Source organism: Paraburkholderia sp. 22099 (genome assembly GCF_052045835.1).
GTDB lineage: Bacteria > Pseudomonadota > Gammaproteobacteria > Burkholderiales > Burkholderiaceae > Paraburkholderia > Paraburkholderia terricola.
In genome coordinates this window covers 42860-61807 of sequence record NZ_JBQEPU010000025.1, presented here as the reverse complement: position 1 = coordinate 61807, position 18948 = coordinate 42860, and the positions used below count along the sequence as shown (strand labels likewise).

Sequence of the window (18948 nt, the reverse complement as noted above, 5' to 3'; positions counted from 1 at the left end):
AGCGCGTCCCTGCCCGGCTGCCGCATCGCGCGTTGCCGGCTTCGATAAAAAACGGCGGCCGGGTTGCCCCTGACCGCCGTTGTCAATCAGCGCTCATTCGCGCTGTCCGGGCGTCTTGCACGCTCACGGCTCGTGACGCAAATACCCTTCTTTCGACGGATCGCGCATGCGCAGCGCGACGAGGCCGGCGATCGCGCACAGCGCGGTGACGTACCAGTAGAACATCGACTCGTTGCCCACCGACTTCAGCCACAGCGCGACGTATTCCGCCGAGCCGCCGAAGATCGCGTTGGCCACCGCATACGACAAGCCCACGCCGAGCGCGCGCACTTCCGGCGGGAACATCTCCGCCTTGATCAGACCGCTGATCGACGTGTAGAAGCTGACGATCGCCAGCGCCAGCACGACCAGGCCGAAGGCCGCATACGGGCTCGTCACGTCTTTCAGCGCGTGCAGCAGCGGCACCGTGCCGATGGTCGCGAAGAAGCCGAAGAACAGCATCGAACGGCGCCGGCCGATACGGTCCGACAACGCGCCGAACGCCGGCTGCATGATCATGTAGACGAACAGCGCCGCGGTCATCACGTTGCTGGCCGTCTTGGCGTGCATGCCGGCCGTGTTGACCAGGTACTTCTGCATGTAAGTCGTGAACGTGTAGAAGATCAGCGAGCCGCCCGCCGTGAAGCCGAGCACCGTCATGAACGCGACCCGGTGGATCCACAGGCCGCGCAGCGTGCCGGCTTCCTTGCGTTGACGCGTCGCGGCGCTGGTGGTTTCGTCGAGCGATTTACGCAGGTACAGCGCGACCAACGCCGCCAGCGCGCCGATCACGAACGGCACGCGCCAGCCCCACGCCTTCAGTTCCTCGGTGGAGAGCGTCTGCTGCAGGATCACCAGCACCAGCAGCGCGCACAACTGGCCGCCGATCAGCGTGACGTACTGGAACGACGCGAAGAAACCGCGCCGGCCCTTGAGCGCGACTTCACTCATGTAGGTTGCGCTGGTGCCGTATTCGCCGCCCACCGACAAGCCCTGGAACAGCCGCGCGACCAGCAGCAGCGCCGGCGCGAGCGCGCCGATCTGCGCATAGGTGGGCAGCACCGCGATGACGAGCGAGCCGCCGCACATCATGAAGACCGACACCATCATCGCCATGCGGCGGCCGTGCTTGTCGGCGAGTCGGCCGAAAAACCAGCCGCCGATCGGACGCATCAGAAAGCCCGCGGCGAACACGCCGGCCGTATTGAGCAACTGGGTGGTGGTGTTGCCGCTCGGGAAGAACGCGGGCGCGAAATACAGCGCGCAAAACGAATACACGTAAAAGTCGAACCACTCGACGAGATTGCCCGATGAAGCGCCAACAATCGCGAAGATACGGCGTCGTGTGTCGTGAGCCGAGGCCACGGTTTGGTCGGTTAGGTCGGTCATGCTTGTGTCTTTCCTTGTCTTTTGAACGGAGGTCGCGGTCTTGTTGCCGCCTTCACAACGCGCGCTGTGCATAGCGTGGGTGCCGCGGTGGCACCGGAGCGTCACGGCCGGCACGCGTGCGCGAATTTTACAGAATCGCAAGACAAAGATGGGAGGTTTATGCGCGGGCCGTCACGGGGAAACGGCGAGCGAGCCGCCAACCCCTTACGGCGCGAAAGGTTCCAGCGAGAAAAAGCCCCTCTGGGCCTTCACGGACCCAGAGGGGCTTTTTTTTGACGAGTCAGACGGCTCATCCGGCCGGCGCTTTATGGGCGCACCAAGCGACGCACCAAGCGCCGCATCAAGCCCTCACCGCCGGCGGCACATACCGGCACTCATAGCGCTTGCGCACGGTGCCGTTTTCATCGACGCTTTCCAGATACACGTCGAACTGCCACAAGCGCGCCATGTGCTTGAGCACCTCGTCGCTATCCGACGACAGATGCCGGTTGTCGCTCATGAAATGCCGCAGCGTCAGGCTCCGGTCGCCACGCGTATTCACCGCCCACACCTGAATGTTCGGCTCGCGATGATGCATGTCGTACTGCCGCGACAACGCCTGACGCACGTACTGATAGCCGCTTTCGTCATGAATCGCGGAGACTTCGAGCGCGTCGCGCATGTCGTCGTCGAGCACGGAGAAGAGGCGCATTTCGCGGATCAGATGCGGCGACAGATACTGCGCGACGAAACTCTCGTCCTTGAAGTTGCGCATCGCGTAGTGCATGGCGGGCAGCCACGGACTGCCGGCGAGTTCCGGGAACCACTTGCGGTCCTCGTCGGTTGGCGCCTCGCAGATCCGGCGAATGTCGCTCATCATCGAAAAACCGAGCGCATACGGATTGATGCCGCTGTAGTAAGGCTTCGTGACCGGCGGCTGATAGACCACGTTGCTGTGCGAATGGAGAAACTCCATCATGAAGCCGTCTTCCAGCTTGCCCTGGTTGTACATCGTGTTGAGCAGCGTGTAGTGCCAGAACGTCGCCCAGCCTTCGTTCATCACCTGGGTTTGCCGCTGCGGATAGAAATACTGGCCGACCTTGCGCACGATGCGGATCACTTCCCGCTCCCACGGCTCCAGCAGCGGCGCATTCTTCTCCGCGAAATACAGCAGGTTTTCCTGCGGCTCCGGCGGATAGCGCTCCTCGATTTCCTCGGGCAACGGCGTGTGCCGGGTCGGCAAGGTGCGCCAGAGTTCGTTCACCTGCGATTGCAGATACGCCTCGCGCTCGCGGCGCGCGGCGAATTCCTTTTCGAGCGAGAGCTTCTGCGGACGCTTGTAACGGTCCACGCCGTAATTCATCAACGCATGGCAGGAATCGAGCAGTTCTTCCACCCGGTCGAGCCCGAAACGCTCCTCGCACTCCGCGATGTAGTTCTTCGCGTAGACGAGGTAATCGATGATCGCGTGCGCGTCCGTCCAGAGCCGGAACAGGTAGTTGCCCTTGAAGAACGAGTTGTGCCCGTAAGCCGCGTGCGCGATGACGAGCGCCTGCATCGTCATCGTGTTCTCTTCCATCAGATACGCGATGCAGGGATTCGAATTGATGACGATCTCGTACGCGAGCCCCATCTGCCCGCGACGGTAGCTTTTTTCGGTGGAGAGAAAGTGTTTGCCGAACGACCAGTGACGGTAGTTCACCGGCATGCCGACGGACGCGTAGGCGTCCATCATCTGTTCGGCGCTGATGAGTTCGAGCTGGATCGGATAGACGTCGAGTTCATATTGCTCGGCGACGCGGGCAATATGCGAGTCGTACTCTTCGATCAATTCGAAGGTCCAGTCGGACGGGCACGGCAGAGGCCTTCTATCGGCTACGTTCATACGGACTTCCCTTTGCCCCTCAGTGGGCGTTCCGGTGTGTCCCCGTGCTGCAGCGGTGTCGACTGCTCCGGTGGCGGCGCCTGCCTGATCCGCCCCACCCTCGGCATGCCCCGACTGACGCTGCGGCACGCCTTTTCCACGCTCCGGCTGATAGCCGCGCGCTTCGTTATGCAAATGCTTGGTCGTCATGAGGACGCCACCTGCTTTTCAAACAACTCGCGAAAGACCGGATAAATGTCCGCCGCGGTTTCGACCTTCTTCATCGCCATGTGCGGCTGGCTCAGGGCCAGTTGCGCATATTCGAGCCACAGGTTCTGCTCTTCGGGCGTCACCTGAATATACGCAAAATAGCGCACCTTCTCCAGGATGTCATCCGCGAGTATCTTGCGGCACTTCGGCGAGTCGTCGGTCCAGTTGTCGCCGTCCGACGCCTGCGCGCCGTAAATGTTCCATTCGGTGGGCGAATAACGCTCCTCCATCACCTTCTGCATCAGCTCCAGTGCGCTCGACACCACCGTGCCGCCGCTTTCGGTCGAATGGAAGAACGTGTCTTCGTCGACTTCCTCGGCGCGCGTATGGTGGCGGATGAACACGACCTCGATGCGCTCGTAATTGCGCTTGAGGAACAGATACAGCAGGATGAAAAAGCGCTTGGCGAGATCCTTGCGCTGCTCGTCCATGGAACCCGACACATCCATCAGACAAAACATCACGGCCTGGCTGGACGGCGTGGGCTGCTTCACCCGGTTCACATAGCGCAGATCGAACGGGTCGATAAACGGAATGCGCCAGATGCGTCCCTTCAGGTGGTGAATTTCTTCCTCGAGCAGTTTGATCTCGTCGCGGCGGTCGTCGGGGTCGGCCTTCATGACCTCCAGTTGCCGCTCCATCTCGTGCAACTGATTGACGAGCGGTGCACCGAGCGCGATGCGGCGGCCCAGCGCGCTGCGCAGCGAGCGGACCACGTCGATGTTGTTCGGCGTGCCTTCGGCGGCCCAGCCCGCGCGAATGCTTTTCCACGTGGGCACGGCCATCAGATGGGTTTTGACGAGACGCGGCAGTTCGAGGTCGTCGAAGAAGTACTGCATGAATTCTTCGCGGCTCAGTTCGAACACGAAGTCGTCTTGACCCTCGCCCTCGTTGCTGGCCTGATTGCCCCCGCCACCGCCGCCGCCCCCTTGCGGGCGCTGGATCTTGTCGCCGCGGATGTAGTCGGAATTGCCCGGATGCACCATTTCCCGCTTGCCGCCGGGGCCATGCCGGAACGACGGCTCCGCGATGTCCTTGCGGGGAATCGTGATGCTCTGGGTGTTCTGGATGTCCTTGATGCTCCGGTCGCGAACCGCTTCCGAGACGGCGCGACGAATGTAGTTCTTAACGCGACGCAAAAAGCGTTCGCGATTGGCGATGCTTTTGTTCTTGCCTGCTAACCTGCGGTCGATGATTTGATGAAGCACACCGCTCTCCCGTGTCGATCGGAGTTAGCGCTTCAGCGCTTACTCCGATCCCATACACTCGTACGTCGATCGGAGTTGGCGCTTCAGCGCTTACTCCGATCCCATACACTCGTATGTCGATCGGAGTTGGCGCTTCAGCGCTTACTCCGATCCCATGCACTCGTATGTCGATCGGAGTTGGCGCTTCAGCGCTCACCCGGACCCCATGCAACTGTACTAACTTCGGGCGAGGCGCAAGCCGCATGCGCAGCACAGCTATGTCCATGCGGCTCGCGCCTCGCAAGGTGCCCGCGCGGCCGAACCGCGCGGGCGGCACGCAATGCGCATCATGACGACTTGCGCACGCGCAGATACCAGTCACACAGCAAGCGCACCTGCTTCGGCGTATAGCCCTTCGTCACCATGCGATTCACGAAGTCTTCGTGCTTGCGTTGTTCCTCCGCCGAGCCCTTGGCGTTGAACGAGATCACCGGCAACAGTTCCTCCGTGTTCGAGAACATCTTCTTTTCGATCACGACGCGCAGCTTCTCGTAGCTGATCCACGCGGGATTCTTGCCCGCATTGGCAGCACGCGCGCGCAGCACGAAGTTCACGATCTCGTTGCGGAAGTCCTTCGGGTTGCTGATGCCCGCGGGTTTCTCGATCTTCTCCAGTTCGGCGTTCAGCGCCGCACGGTCGAAACTCTCGCCGGTGTCGTGGTCGCGGAACTCCTGATCCTGAATCCAGAAGTCGGCGTACGTCACGTAGCGATCGAAAATATTCTGACCATACTCGGAATACGACTCCAGATACGCGGTCTGAATCTCCTTGCCGATGAATTCGGCGTAGCGCGAGGCCAGCACGTCTTTAATGAACGACAGATACTTCTGCTCGGTTTCCGGCGGGAATTGCTCGCGCTCGATCTGCTGTTCGAGCACGTACATCAAATGCACCGGATTCGCCGCGACTTCGGTGGAATCGAAGTTGAACACCCGCGACAGGATCTTGAACGCGAAGCGGGTCGACACGCCGGTCATCCCTTCGTCCACGCCCGCGAAATCGCGGTACTCCTGATACGACTTGGCCTTCGGATCGGTATCCTTCAGATTCTCGCCGTCGTAGACCTGCATCTTCGAGAAGAGGCTGGAATTCTCCGGCTCCTGCAAACGCGTGAGCACCGACATCTGCGCCATCATCTTCAGCGTGCCGGGCGCGCATACCGCACTCGCCAGCGACGAGTTGCGCAGCAGCTTCTCGTAGATCTTCACTTCCTCGCTGTAGCGCAGGCAGTACGGCACCTTCACCACGAAGATCCGGTCGAGCAGTGCTTCGTTGTTGCGGTTGTTGCGGAACGCCTTCCATTCGGACTCGTTCGAGTGGGCCAGGATCACGCCGTCGAAAGGAATCGCGCCGAAGCCTTCCGTGCCCTTGAAGTTGCCTTCCTGGGTCGCGGTGAGCAGCGGATGCAACACCTTGATCGGCGCCTTGAACATTTCGACGAATTCGAGAAGGCCCTGATTCGCGAGACACAAGCCGCCCGAGTAGCTGTATGCGTCGGCGTCGTCTTGCGCGTACTGTTCGAGCTTGCGGATGTCGACCTTGCCGACCAGCGACGAGATGTCCTGATTGTTCTCGTCACCCGGCTCGGTCTTGGCGATACCGATCTGGCGAAGGATCGACGGATAGCGGCGCACCACGCGGAACTTGCGGATGTCGCCGTTATATTCGTGCAGGCGCTTGACCGCCCACGGGCTCAGAATGCTTTTGAGGTAGCGGCGTGGAATGCCATATTGCTCTTCGAGGATCGGACCGTCCTCGTCGTAATCGAACAGGCCGAGCGGCGACTCGTTGACCGGCGAGCCCTTGATCGCATAGAACGGCACGCGTTCCATGAGCTGCTTCAAACGCTCCGCGATCGACGATTTGCCGCCGCCGACCGGGCCCAGCAGATAGAGAATCTGTTTCTTTTCCTCGAGACCCTGGGCCGAATGCCGGAAGTACGCGACCACCTGCTCGATCACCTCTTCCATCCCGTAGAACTCACGGAACGCTGGGTATACCTTGATCACCTTGTTCGCGAAGATGCGCGACAGGCGCGGATCGTTGCGAGTATCGATCTGTTCCGGTTCCCCGATTGCCGTCAACATGCGTTCGCCAGCCGTGGCGTACGCGGCGGGATTGTCTTTGCAGAGCGCGAGATACTCCTCGAGCGAGAGTTCATCCTCTCGCGTTTTCTCGAAGCGGGTCGCGAAACTGCTGTAGATATCCATGCTACCTCCTCGCCGAAGTCTAGACCGATGTCGTGCGCGGCGCGCTATTCGGAAACGACATCGCTCGAATTCATCCTAAACCCTTTTAAATTTTTTTTCACGAACTACGTTGCGAAAATCGCGCCGTACCCGGCTACCGATATTCATCACTTGGAAACGGTGTATCGACAACCTACAATCTTGCGCGCAGGCCGCAGCAATCGCGAACCGCCGCTGTCGTGACAGCGCTGCCGCCATCTCGCCGCGACACACTCTGTTGCACCGTTGGTCCATGTCACGGCCATGCCCCCATTACACAGGTCACAGGTCGTATCGTTCATCGAACAAACCGGCTGCTGCACCGGACGATCTGTCCGCTCGCACCCGCATCGTCGTGAAAGCACGCACGTCCTACGCGTTTTTCGTGCCCGGCCATTTTCTTCATCAACGCGCGGCGCGGGCATCGGGTCTACACGAAAAAGCGCCTGTTACATGTTCGCGGCGTCGCGCGCATGGCGTGCCTTGCATCGGTGCGCTTTCAAGCGGTTCGTCAAGGCGCGAGCGGTTTTGTTCCGCGTCGTCCGCACCGACGCGAGGTGAATCGCACAGAGCCGCCCACTGATGCTTCAGCCCTCGTAGTAACCGCGTCCGCGATATGGTTAGCCGCCCGTATAACTGGATGACGGCGCAGCGGCAGTCCGCTTCAATAGGTGTATACGCAAGACGCGCGCGAGACGCACCTTGGGGACGCCGTAAATGTAAAACGGCCACCCCGTGGGCAGCCGTTTGCATGAAGCTTCGTAATGAGCCGTTACAAGACAGTCGTGACAAGCGGGTTGTCACAAGCGCGCCGTAACCCGCGCTGTAACCGGCGGGTGTCGCACGCTCAGGTCAGATCGACCTCGACTTCGCCAAGGCCGTCGATATGGCCGCGCACGATGCCGGGCTTGTCCACATTGTGAGCGTCGACATAGGAACCCGTGGTGAGCGTCCAATCCGGTTCGATGGTGATGCCCATCGCCGCGCAATGGTTGACGAACCACACCAGCAGTTCGCGCGGGTCGCCCGCCGGATTGCCGGTCACTTCCGGCACGAGCGAGCGGCCGTTGAGACTCAGTTCGAGTTCGGGCGACACGAAATCGAAGCCGCGCGCGAGACCCGCGTAAGCCACCGGATGACCGGTGATCAGCGCGCCGTTGTTCTGCGCGTCGGCCAGTTGCGCGAGCGGCGCGACGTTCGGCCATTCGGCAAAGCGGCTATCGACGATCTCGATGGCCGGCAGCACGACGCCGACCTTCGCCAGCACCTCGTCGCGCGCATAGGCCCGCCCGCGCGGCTCGATCGCCTCGGCGAAGCGAAAGGCGATCTCCAGTTCCACCAGCACGCGGAAGAAGCCGGCATGCGCGACCCGCGCCGGCGAGGGCAGCACCAGCGACGCCGGAATCGGCGCGCCCGCGGCGGCCCCGCCCGGCGCCTTGGCGCCGATCTTCCACGCACCGGTCGCGTCGCCGAGGCCCGCGATGACCGCCTGCTGGATCGCGTAGGCGGTGGCCGCGTCGGGCGGCAGGCTGTCGGGCGCGGGCACGTCGATCGGATGATGCTGCCGGCGTGCTTCGACGAGGCGGAGCGCGAGGTCGTGTGGCGTCATGTCGGTCCTTTATGGCTGGCGCGTTGAGCGGTTGGTTGCCGCGTGCCGGTTGGCGTGGACAGGCGTTACAGCGATTAAAGGCAGCGGGCTCGCACGCTTCAGGCAGACGATCCGCGCTGGCCGCGCAGCCGCGAGGAGCAGCAGCCGCGCCCGTCAATGTACCGGATCATGGCGCCCGCCAGGGCGTGAAGTGCGCCGTCGGCCCTACTTAATGCGCAAGCCATGAAAAAAGACCGCCGATGCGTGCGCGATCGCGGTCTTTTCGGGCGATGCGGTCATCCGCCGGGGCGCGTTTCGAGTCGTCCCGGCGCCGCGAACGGATGCTCCGACAGAGGGCAAGGGATTAGAAAGTTTCCCAGTCCTGGTCGCCGCCGGCGCTGACGGGCGCCGCGGCTTTGGCCGGCGCTCTCGCGGGCGCTGCTGCGGGCGCCCTCGCAGGTGCCCTCGTGGCGGCGCTTGCGGCCGGAGCCTGCGGCGCGGGCCGCGCCGTGACGTGAGACATCTTGCGGGCCGCGACCGGACGCGCCGGCTTGGCCGCACTTCTCGCCGCCGCGCTCACGGGCGCCTGGCCGCTTTCGTCCAACTGGAACACCGCGACCGCGGCGCGCAGCTTGCCCGCCTGGTCTTCGAGCGAAGACGCCGCCGCGGCCGCTTCCTCGACCAGCGCGGCATTTTGCTGCGTGACCTCATCCATCTGCGTGACGGCGCGCGCCACCTGGTCGATGCCGCTGCTCTGCTCTTCCGAGGCCGCCGCGATCTCGCCCATGATGTCGGTCACGCGCTGCACCGCGCCGATGATCTCCGTCATCGTGCGGCCGGCCTGGTCGACCAACGCCGAGCCGGACTGCACCCGCTCGACCGAAGTGTCGATCAGTTCCTTGATTTCCTTGGCCGCCGCCGACGAGCGCTGCGCGAGACTGCGCACCTCGCCCGCCACGACCGCGAAACCGCGCCCGTCCTCGCCGGCCCGCGCCGCTTCCACGGCCGCGTTCAGGGCCAGGATGTTGGTCTGGAACGCAATGCCTTCGATGATCGAAATGATGTCCGCGATCTTCGCCGAACTCTGGTTGATGTCGCCCATCGTGCCGACCACCTGCCCGACCACCGTGCTGCCGCGATTGGCGATCTCCGACGCATTGGCCGCGAGCGAGCTCGCCTGGCGGGCATTGTCGGCGTTCTGCTTGACGGTGCCGGTCAGCTCTTCCATGCTCGACGCGGTTTCCTGCAACGCGGAGGCCTGCTCCTCGGTGCGCGACGAGAGGTCGAGATTGCCGGCCGCGATCTGACGCGTGGCCGTCGCGATGGATTCGCTGCCGCTGCGCACCGTGCGCACCGTTTCGGTGAGACTGCGCTGCATCTTCGCGATCCCTTCGAGCAGCCGGCCCATTTCATCGCGCGACGTGACGACGACCGGGCGGCGCAGATCGCCGGCGGCGATCGCGTCGAAGTGGCCGAGGGCTTCGTCGAGCGGACGGGCGATCGCGCGGCTCAGCACGAGATACGACAAGGCCGCGGCCAGCACGCCGACCAGCAGCGCGCCGGCGCTCACCAGCCGAAACAGGTCGAATTGGCTCTGCGCGGAGTCGTAACCCGCCTTCGCCGATTCGAACTGGAATTTGCGCAAGGCCTCGTCGGCGTTGGCGAGTTCGTTGTACGCCACCTGCAGACGCTTGGCGCTGTCGATCAGCTTGCTCTGGTCGCTTGCGGCGACGATCGCGGCAAAGGCGTCCGCCTGCTGATGCAGCGCGTCGCGCTTGCCGACGACGACCTGTGCGAGACGGTCTTCCTCGGCGTCGCGCGGCAGGTCCATGTACTTTTTCCACCAGGTGTCGGAGGTGGTGCGCATCAGGCGCGCGCGCTCGAGCGTGGGCGCCGATTCCGGCGTGCCGATCATGAACGCGGCGCGGTCGAGCGCCAGCCGTTCGCGCGCCGCGTACAGCTCCGCATTGCCGATGTCGACCGCGCTCGGCATGGCGTTGGTGAACGTGTCCTTATAGGCGTCGTTCGAACGGCTCATGCCGAACAGACCGAACACGCCGATGGCCACCAGCAGCGCGGCAAGGAATGCCATCGTCAGGCCAATGCGCGCCTTGATCGTGATGCCTTTGTTCAACATGCTTGTTCCTGTGCTTAGCAAATAAGAGAGCGCGTACGCGCGGGGCGTCTGCGTCGAGGCGTCCCTTTTTGGGTGCGGCGCTCTAAGTTTGTTTACGGCACATAAAACGCATACTTGAAGTATTTATATGGTGTGAAGAAAGACGTTGTAACAAATTCGATTAAATTTCAAAGGGCCGACAAGCGGCCTGCGTCGCATGGATTACGCGGCGTTTAGGGCAACGACGGGGCGGGAAAACGGGCACTGAACGCGCGAGGGGATGAGCTGTGTTCAGGCCTGGCCGAGCAGACGAGCCTGCTGCGAATCGAGCCCGGGCACCACGGCGGACGCTTTTGCGCGCCGCGCATCGTTGGCCTCGATGCGCGGCGGGCTCGCTGCCAATCAGGCCGAAGCGTCCAGTTCGGCGCAAGTGGGAATCGACGGCTGCGCGCCGGCGCGCGTCACCGAGAGCGCCGCCGCGCGCTGCGCGAAGCGGATCGCCGCATCGACGCTCGCGCCTTGCGCGAGTTGCGCCGCGAAGCCGCCGATGAAAGTATCGCCCGCCGCGGTCGTATCGACGGCTGCCACCCGCGGCGCGTCGTACAGCGTCGCGGCCCCGCCGTCGAGCGTCGCGTGCACGCCCCGCGGACCGAGCGTGACCAGCACGTTGCGCGCGCCGGCCGCGCGCAGCGCGGCGGCGGCCCGCGCCGCGTCCTCGGGCGAGGCGACCGGCAGACCGGTCAGCGTGGCGGCCTCGAGTTCGTTCGGGATCAGGTAGTCGATCAGCGGCAGCCAGTCGGCCGGCAACGGACCGGTGGCGGGCGCCGGATTCAGGATCACCGTCTTGCCCAGCCGCCGCGCCGCGGCAAGCGCCGCGCGCACGGTCGCGGGCGGCGTTTCAAGCTGGCAGATCACCACGTCGGCGGCGGCCAGCACGGCCTCGTGGCGGGCAATCGTTTCAGGCGTGACTTCGCCGTTGCTGCCCGCGACGATCACGATCGCGTTCTGGCTCGCATCGTCGACGACGATCAGCGCCACGCCGGTCGCCTGCGTTCCGGTTTCCAGCGCCGCGCAGTCGATGCCTTCCGCTTCGAGTCCGGCGCGCAACTGCGCGCCATTGGCGTCCGCGCCGACGCAGCCCAGCATCGACACCCGCGCGCCCAGCCGGGCGGCCGCGACCGCCTGGTTGCCGCCCTTGCCGCCCGCCACCTGCGCGAACGCGCGGCCCGCGAGCGTCTCGCCGGGATGCGGCAGACGCGGCGCGCGCGCCACCAGATCCATGTTCAGACTACCGACCACCGTCACGCGTGAGCGCGTTTGCTGACTTGCCACTCCCTTCTCCCATAGTGCGGCGAGCTTTCGTGCGCTTCGCCGCCGTTGCGCTCATGCCGCCAGATTGCGTTTGCCCGCGCCCGCCCAGGTCGCGGTGGATTCGCGCACGATCAGCCGCGGCGACACGACGCGCCGGCGGCCGGATGCGCGCGCGGTGCCCGACGGGGTCCCGGCGATGCGTTCGATCAGCGTTTGCGCGGCCATGTCGCCGAGCGCGCGCACCGATTGCCCGACCGTCGACAGCGACGGGTAGGTGAAGCGTCCCAGTTCGATATCGTCGAAACCGATGATCGAGCAATCGCGCGGCACGCTGATGTTGCGTTCCGCCGCCGCGCGCAGCGCGCCGATGCCCATCATGTCGTTGCCGGCGAAAATCGCCGACGGCTTCACCGTGTCGAACAGTTGCGCCGCCGCGCGATGGCCGCCCATGCCGGAAAAATCGCTTTCGACGATCGCATCCGGCGGAATCTCGATGCCGCGCTCGGTCATCGCGCGGATGAAGCCGTGTACCCGCATCGCGCTCACCGCGGTCTCGACCGGCCCGGTAATGCAGCCGATCCGCACATGCCCCAGTTCGAGCAGATGGCGGGTGGCGAGATAGCCGCCCTTCTCATGGTCGATCTGCACCAGGTCCGCGTTCAGCCCCTCGATGTTACGGTCGACGATCACGAGCGGCTCGCGCGCGTCGGCGAGCGCTTGCGCGAGCACCGCGTCGTCGCCGGCGGAGGCCACGATCAGCCCGTCGATGCGCTTTTCCTGCAACACGCGCAGATAGTTGCGCTGCTTGGCCGGGTCGTCGTCGGAATTGCAGAAGAACACGCAGTAGCCGTTGCGCGAACAGCCGTCCTCGATGCCGCGCGCGAGTTCGGCGAAATACGGGTTCGTGCTGTTCGGCACCACCAGGCCGATCGTCGCCGTCGCCCGCGCCTTGAGCGAGCGGGCCACCGCCGACGGCACGTAGTGAAGCTGACGGATCGCGTGCTCGACCTTCGCGCGCACGTCGGCGGACACGGGCCGCGAGTTGTTCACCACGTGCGATACCGTCGTGAACGACACGCCTGCCACGGCCGCTACATCCTTGATCGTCGCCATAACTGTTGCTCTCCTGCCTGTTTTTTCCGCCGGTCGCGCCATCTGGCGACCCACCGGACGTCTTCATCGAAGACAGACCAAACCCATGAATTCTTACGCTTTACCGCTAACGACACCGTGACTGCTCAGGCCGCGTCAATCTGCCGGACCGCTGCGCGCCGCGAGCGGCTCAGGCGCGCTTGCGGCGGCTGCGGTAGGTGTCGAGCACCACCGCCACCACGATCACCGCGCCGGTGATCATCCGCTTGGTCGGCTCGTTCGCGCCGATCTGCGCGAGGCCGGCCGCCAGCACCGAAATGATCAACACGCCAAAAAACGTACTGATGACCGAGCCGCGGCCGCCCATCAGGCTGGTGCCGCCGATCACCACCGCCGCGATCACCTGGAGTTCCACGCCGGCGCCCGCGTTCGGATCGGCCGCTTCCAGACGCGAAATCTGGAACAGCGCGGCCAGGCCCGCGAGCGCGCCCATCAGCGCGAACACGATGACCTTGTACGGCCGCGGATCGACCCCGGCGAGCCGCACCGCTTCCTCGTTGGTGCCGATGCCGACCAGATAGCGGCCGAATACCGTGCGCGTGAGCACCAGTTGCGCGATCACCATCACGGCCACCGCGATCAGGAACGCCGGCGAGATGCCGAAGGCGATCGGGTTCGACAGAAAATCGAAGGCGTCGCCGATATAGGCGGTGCGCGAATTCGTCATCTGATAGGCCATGCCGCGCGCCGCTTCCAGCACGCCGAGCGAGACGATGAACGACGGAATCCGCCAGCCCACCGTCACCGAACCGGTGATCGTGCCGGTCAGCGCCGCCGCCGCGACGCCCAGCAGCGCCGACGGCAACGGCCCCCAGCCCCACTTCAGCGCGGCCACGCTCACCACCGAGCCGCCCAGCGCCAGCACCGAGCCCACCGACAGATCGATCCCGGCGATGATCAGCACGAAGGTCATGCCCACCGACATCACCACCAGATCCGGAATCTGGTTGGCGATCGTGCTGAACGTGTCGTAGGTGAGAAAGTGCGAACTGAGCAGCGAGAACAGCACGATCATCGCCAGCAGCGCGCCGGCCAGACCCAGGTAATTCGAAAAGCCGAGGCGCGTGCCCGCCGGCTTGCCGCTCGCGAGCGGCGCGGACGGGTCGGCCGGCGGCATGGCGTTGTTCGTGCTGTTGGCGTTGGCCGCGCCCTGCTTGCCATTCGGCGCTTCACGCAACGATTGATCGGTCATGACAGACTCCCTGCTTCGTTGGTGTCGGGGACGGCGTGGAGCAACGCTTCGCGGCTGCGGTAGCCGGCGAACGCCGCGGCCAGCAACGCATCCTGCGACCAGCCGTCGCGTTCGAACACACCCGTCATGCTTCCCGCGGACATCACGCCGATCCGGTCGCAGATCAGCATCAGTTCGCGCAGGTCGCTCGACACCACGACGAGCGCGCGCCCTTCCCGAGCCAGCGCGCCCATCAAGCCATAAATATCGAACTTCGCGCCGACGTCGATGCCGCGCGTGGGTTCGTCGAATAACAGCACGCGGCAATCGCGCGCGAGCCAGCGGCCGATCACGACCTTCTGCTGGTTGCCGCCCGACAGTTCGCCGACGATCTGCCCCGGCCCCGAACTGCGAATCCGCATGGCGTCGATCTGCTTTTGCGCGAGCGCGTTCTCGCGCCGCGCGTCGACGATGCCATGCCGCGCCACGCTGCGGATATTGCCGAGCGACACGTTGGCCGCGATCGGCTGCGGCAGCAAAAGGCCTTCGCCTTTGCGGTCCTCGGTGATCAGCGCGATGCCGGCGCGCACCGCGTCCGTGGGCGAGGCGATGTGCACGGGCGTGGGCGGCGCGCCCGGTTTCGACGCCAGCGCGACCGTGCCGCCGTCCTTCTGATCGGCGCCGTAAATCAGCCGCATCAGTTCGGTGCGGCCCGCGCCGATCAGCCCGCTAATGCCGAAAATCTCGCCCGCGCGCACCTCGAACGAGACCTCGCGCACCACCTTGCCGCGCGTGAGCTTGTCCACCTTCAGGAGCGGCGCGCCGATATTGCGCACGCCCAGATCGATCCGCTCGCCGAGTTCACGGCCCACCATCCACGTGACGATGTCGTCGCTCGTCAGGTTGGCCATCGCGTCGACATGCACCAGCCGGCCGTCGCGCAGCACCGCGACCCGCTCGGCGACGCGCGCGAGTTCCTCCAGCCGATGCGAGATGTAGACCAGCGCGACGCCGCGCGCCTTCAGGCGGTCGATCTGCTCGAACAGCAGATCGACTTCGCGCGCGGTCAGCATCGCGGTGGGTTCGTCGAGAATCAGCACGCGGCAGTCGTCGATCAGATTGCGGGCGATCTCCACCATCTGCTGATGGCCGATGCCGAGTTCGCCGACGAGCGTATCGGGATCGATCGCGTCGAGGCCGACTTGCGCCATGGCATGGCGCGCGTCCTCGCGCAGCTTGCGGCGGTCGATCCAGCCGAAGCGGAACGCGCCCGCTTGCGGCAAGCGGTTGAGGAACAGGTTTTCGGCCACCGACAGCGTCGGCAGCAGATTGAGTTCCTGCATCACCATGCGCACGCCGAGCGCTTCGGCTTCGGTGCGGCTCGCCGGCGCATACGGCTCGCCGCCGAGGCGCATCGCGCCGGTGGTCGGGTCGACGAGCCCGCCGATGATCTTGGACAGCGTGCTCTTGCCCGCGCCGTTTTCGCCGGTCAGCGCCAATACCTCGCCGGCGCGCAACGACAGCGAAACGTCGGCGAGCACCGGTTCGGCATAGGTCTTGCCGATGCCGCTAACGGACAGTACGGCAGGCACGGCGTCGTGGTCGGTTGAATCCATCGCGATCCTGGTTCGGGGCGGCCGGCGCGGCCTCATGCGATTCGCTCGAATGAGGCGGCGGCCGATCGCCACGTGTCATGCCGGCCCAATGCGCGGAATGCGCAGGCGCTCACGGCCACGCACCCTCCCGCCGCGCGGCCACCGTCATGACGCTTACCTCTGGCATTAACGGCGGCGCGGCAGGTTTCTTGAGCGTTTATTGAATTGCCGCGGGTTCGTGTCTCGCCCGCATGCATAGGGCATGCGACGGCGTGAGCGCGAACCCTGGAGCCGGGCTCGTTGCTGTGCTTATTGCGGTGCTTACTGCTGTGCTTATCGCGGTGTTTTCCCGGCGACGCTTACTTCGTCACCAGGTCGCACGGCGTTTCCACCACGCCGGACAACTGCGACTGCTTCTTGTGCTCGGCGATCGCCTTCAACGCCGTATCGATGCCGAACACGGCCTGCTTGGCGGCGTATTGATCGGCGGTGGCGAGCACGCGGCCGTCCTTCAGCATCGGCTTGATCGCGCCGATGTTGTCGTAGCCGACCACCATCACCTTGCCCTGCTTGCCCGCCGCGCGCACCGCCGAGACCGCGCCGATCGCCATGTTGTCGTTGCCGGCGAGCAGCGCCTTCAGGTTCGGGTACTCGTTGAGCATGGCCGAGGCCACCGCATTGCCCTTGTCGATTTCCCATTCGCCCGATTGCACGGACACGACCTTCGCGCCGACGCTCTGCATCGCGTCCTTGAAACCGGCGGTGCGCTGCTGCGCGTTGGTGGTGGTCGACACGCCTTCGAGAATCCCGACTTCGTCGCCCGCCTTCAGCTTTTTGGCCAGATAGTCGCCGACCTTCTGCGCGCCCTTGCGGTTGTCCGGTCCGACGAACGGCACGTTCAGGTCCTTCGACTTGAGCACGTCCGGGTCGAGCCGGTTGTCGATGTTCACGACGATGATGCCCGCGTCGACCGCCTTCTTGACGACCGGCACCAGCGCCTTCGAATCGGCCGGCGCGAGCACGATCGCGTCGACCTTGGACACGATCATCTGCTCGACGATGCGGATCTGGTTCGCGGTATCGGTTTCGTCCTTGATGCCGTTGGTGATCAGGTCGAACTGGCCGGGATTGTGTTTCTGGTAATCCTTCGCGCCGTTTTCCATGGTGAGGAAGAACTCGTTGGCGAGCGACTTCATCACCAGCGCGACCTTCGGCTTATGAGCGGGCGCGGTTTGCGCGTAAGCGGCGGAAAACGGCAGCGCGGCGGTAGCGGTGGCGAGAACGGCGGCCGCCAGCAGGCGGCGGCGAATGCGATGGCTCATGCATATCTCCAAGGTTTGTCGGACTCGCGGGCGAGCCGTATTTTTAGTGACGCGCAAACGTTTGCGGGGCCTATTCTCAGCGCAGCCTGCTCGCATTGTCAACGATTCGCGGTGTTGCAGTGCACCGGGGCGCAGAATATGCGGCGGTGCGTGGCGGTCGATCGATTCGACCCGGCGCGCGTGTCGAGCGCGCCGGCAGGCGGCGTGTTGGCAAGGGTCCTCGCGGGGTGCGTACGTGGCTGAATTGCCGCCGGCTGCAAGGTCAGCGGCCAACGGGCCGCCTATGCTGGACTTTTATTGCGCGCGGTGCAAGCGTGAACATGCGCGGCGTCCCGGATGACCCGCGCGTTGCACAGCGGCGCGCTGGACGCCGGATCAGAGCCAGCCGGCTTTGCGGAAACGCCAGTACAGCACGAAATCGACCGTCGCCATGACGGTTAGACAGATGGGATAGCCGTACCGGTAGTGCAATTCGGGCAGATTCTGGAAGTTCATCCCGTAGATGCCGGCGATCATGGTCGGCACCGCGAACAGCGCCGCGAACGAGCCGAGCCGCTTGGTCACCTCGCTCTCCGCGAGCGAAATCATGCCGAGATTGACCTGCACGGCCGTGACGATCATTTCGCGCCGGCCGTCGATGGTGCGCACGATCCGTTCGAGGTGGTCGTAGACATCGCGGAAGTACGCCTGCATGCCTTCGCAAACACTGGGAATACGCCCGCCCGTCAGCTTGCTGATGGCTTCCTGAAGCGGCGCGATATGGTGCTGCAACGTGACGAGGCGCCGCTTCAGCGAGTACAGATCCTGGATGATCGCGCGCGATGCCGCCGAATTGTTGCGATCGAAAATGCGGTCTTCCAGTTGCTCGATCTCGGCGTTCATCGCCTGGACGATCGGGAAATAGCGATCGACGATGTCGTCGACGAGCGCGTACAGCACGAACGCCGAGCCCTTCTTGAGCAGCTTCGGCTCGCGCTCGCAGCGCGCGCGCACGTTCTGAAAGCCGGCGCGCGTGCCGCGGCGCACCGAGAGCACGTAGTTGCGCCCCACGAACACGTCGACCTCGCCGATCACCAGTTCGCCGTCTTCGTCCATTTCGACCGTGTGCATCACCGCGAACAGCGACTCGCCGTACTCCTCGATCTTGGGGAGCTGATGGCCCTTCTGCGCATCCTCGATCGCGAGCTCGTGCAGGCCGAACTCGTGTTTCATCACGGCCAGTTCGCCCGGCCCGGGGTCTTTCAGCGCGACCCAGACGAAGCACTCGGGCCGCGCCACGTAGTCGCTGATGCTATCGATGTCGATGTCAGCCAGCTTCCGGCCGTCCTGATAGGCGGCGCAATTGATCAGCATGTTGGATTACCTTGAAAACGAAACCGGCAGGCGCCGCGGCGCGGTGTAAGCCGAACGTCGGATTCGCATGAACGAATGCGATAGCCGTCATGTTAACGGGCTAACGAGGCGCCGCATCGACCTCATGTATCGAATTGTTATACCCCGGGCGCGATGAATGCGCGCCCCTTGCGTGACGCCGCGTTCTTCTTCATGATCGCTGCAAAGCCCGGTGCCGCGGACGCGAGCGTCACGGCTTCGCCCGCCGCGAACATGATTTGCCCGCATTTCCGCTTCGCTGCACCGGCCATGCGCGACACCATCGCCGCCCGCCTCGCCGGATAG

The 18948-nt window shown here is 64.4% G+C and carries 13 protein-coding genes; 1 reads left to right on the top strand and 12 read right to left on the bottom strand.

Annotated features, from left to right (window positions below; translation table 11 throughout):
* Positions 1 to 123: 123 nt before the first annotated feature.
* The 12 genes from ACTJLC_RS22640 to corA all read right to left on the bottom strand — a co-directional run bounded on the left by ACTJLC_RS22640 (position 124) and on the right by corA (position 18624).
* Positions 124 to 1428, bottom strand: a complete 1305-nt coding sequence (locus ACTJLC_RS22640) for an MFS family transporter (RefSeq protein ID WP_114162535.1) — start codon at positions 1426 to 1428, stop codon at positions 124 to 126.
* A 340-nt stretch (positions 1429 to 1768) separates the two neighbouring features.
* Entirely contained in the window at positions 1769 to 3481 is a 1713-nt protein-coding gene (locus ACTJLC_RS22635; RefSeq protein WP_073431078.1) for a SpoVR family protein, read from the bottom strand.
* A complete protein-coding gene (locus ACTJLC_RS22630) occupies positions 3478 to 4749 on the bottom strand; it encodes a YeaH/YhbH family protein (RefSeq protein ID WP_073431077.1) in 1272 nt (423 codons plus the stop codon). Before ACTJLC_RS22630 ends, ACTJLC_RS22635 begins: the two co-directional genes overlap by 4 nt.
* Positions 4750 to 5075: 326 nt before the next feature.
* Positions 5076 to 6998, bottom strand: a complete 1923-nt coding sequence (locus ACTJLC_RS22625; RefSeq protein WP_073431076.1) for a PrkA family serine protein kinase — start codon at positions 6996 to 6998, stop codon at positions 5076 to 5078.
* A gap of 865 nt (positions 6999 to 7863) precedes the next feature.
* Complete coding sequence (locus ACTJLC_RS22620; protein ID WP_073431074.1) at positions 7864 to 8625, bottom strand: hydratase; 762 nt, start codon at positions 8623 to 8625, stop codon at positions 7864 to 7866.
* A gap of 343 nt (positions 8626 to 8968) precedes the next feature.
* Positions 8969 to 10741 carry a methyl-accepting chemotaxis protein gene (locus tag ACTJLC_RS22615; RefSeq protein WP_073431073.1) on the bottom strand — a complete coding sequence of 591 codons (1773 nt, stop codon included), beginning with the start codon at positions 10739 to 10741 and terminating at the stop codon, positions 8969 to 8971.
* 381 nt (positions 10742 to 11122) lie between these two features.
* Positions 11123 to 12052 (bottom strand): ribokinase, encoded by a 930-nt coding sequence (gene rbsK / locus ACTJLC_RS22610; protein WP_073431072.1) that lies wholly within the window; start codon positions 12050 to 12052, stop codon positions 11123 to 11125.
* A gap of 51 nt (positions 12053 to 12103) precedes the next feature.
* A complete protein-coding gene (locus tag ACTJLC_RS22605; protein ID WP_073431071.1) occupies positions 12104 to 13144 on the bottom strand; it encodes a LacI family DNA-binding transcriptional regulator in 1041 nt (346 codons plus the stop codon).
* Between the two features lie 169 nt (positions 13145 to 13313).
* On the bottom strand, positions 13314 to 14375 hold the full coding sequence (locus tag ACTJLC_RS22600) for an ABC transporter permease (protein WP_073431070.1): 1062 nt from the start codon (positions 14373 to 14375) through the stop codon (positions 13314 to 13316).
* A complete protein-coding gene (locus ACTJLC_RS22595; protein WP_073431069.1) occupies positions 14372 to 15970 on the bottom strand; it encodes a sugar ABC transporter ATP-binding protein in 1599 nt (532 codons plus the stop codon). Before ACTJLC_RS22595 ends, ACTJLC_RS22600 begins: the two co-directional genes overlap by 4 nt.
* A gap of 338 nt (positions 15971 to 16308) precedes the next feature.
* Positions 16309 to 17271: a sugar ABC transporter substrate-binding protein gene (locus ACTJLC_RS22590; RefSeq protein WP_073431068.1), complete on the bottom strand. Its 963-nt coding sequence runs from the start codon at positions 17269 to 17271 to the stop codon at positions 16309 to 16311.
* Between the two features lie 375 nt (positions 17272 to 17646).
* Positions 17647 to 18624, bottom strand: coding sequence for a magnesium/cobalt transporter CorA (corA, locus tag ACTJLC_RS22585; RefSeq protein WP_073431067.1), 978 nt, complete (start codon positions 18622 to 18624; stop codon positions 17647 to 17649).
* Between the two features lie 168 nt (positions 18625 to 18792).
* Between corA and ACTJLC_RS22580 the strand changes: the two genes are divergently transcribed.
* Positions 18793 to 18948, top strand: coding sequence for a hypothetical protein (locus ACTJLC_RS22580; RefSeq protein ID WP_159442587.1), 156 nt, complete (start codon positions 18793 to 18795; stop codon positions 18946 to 18948).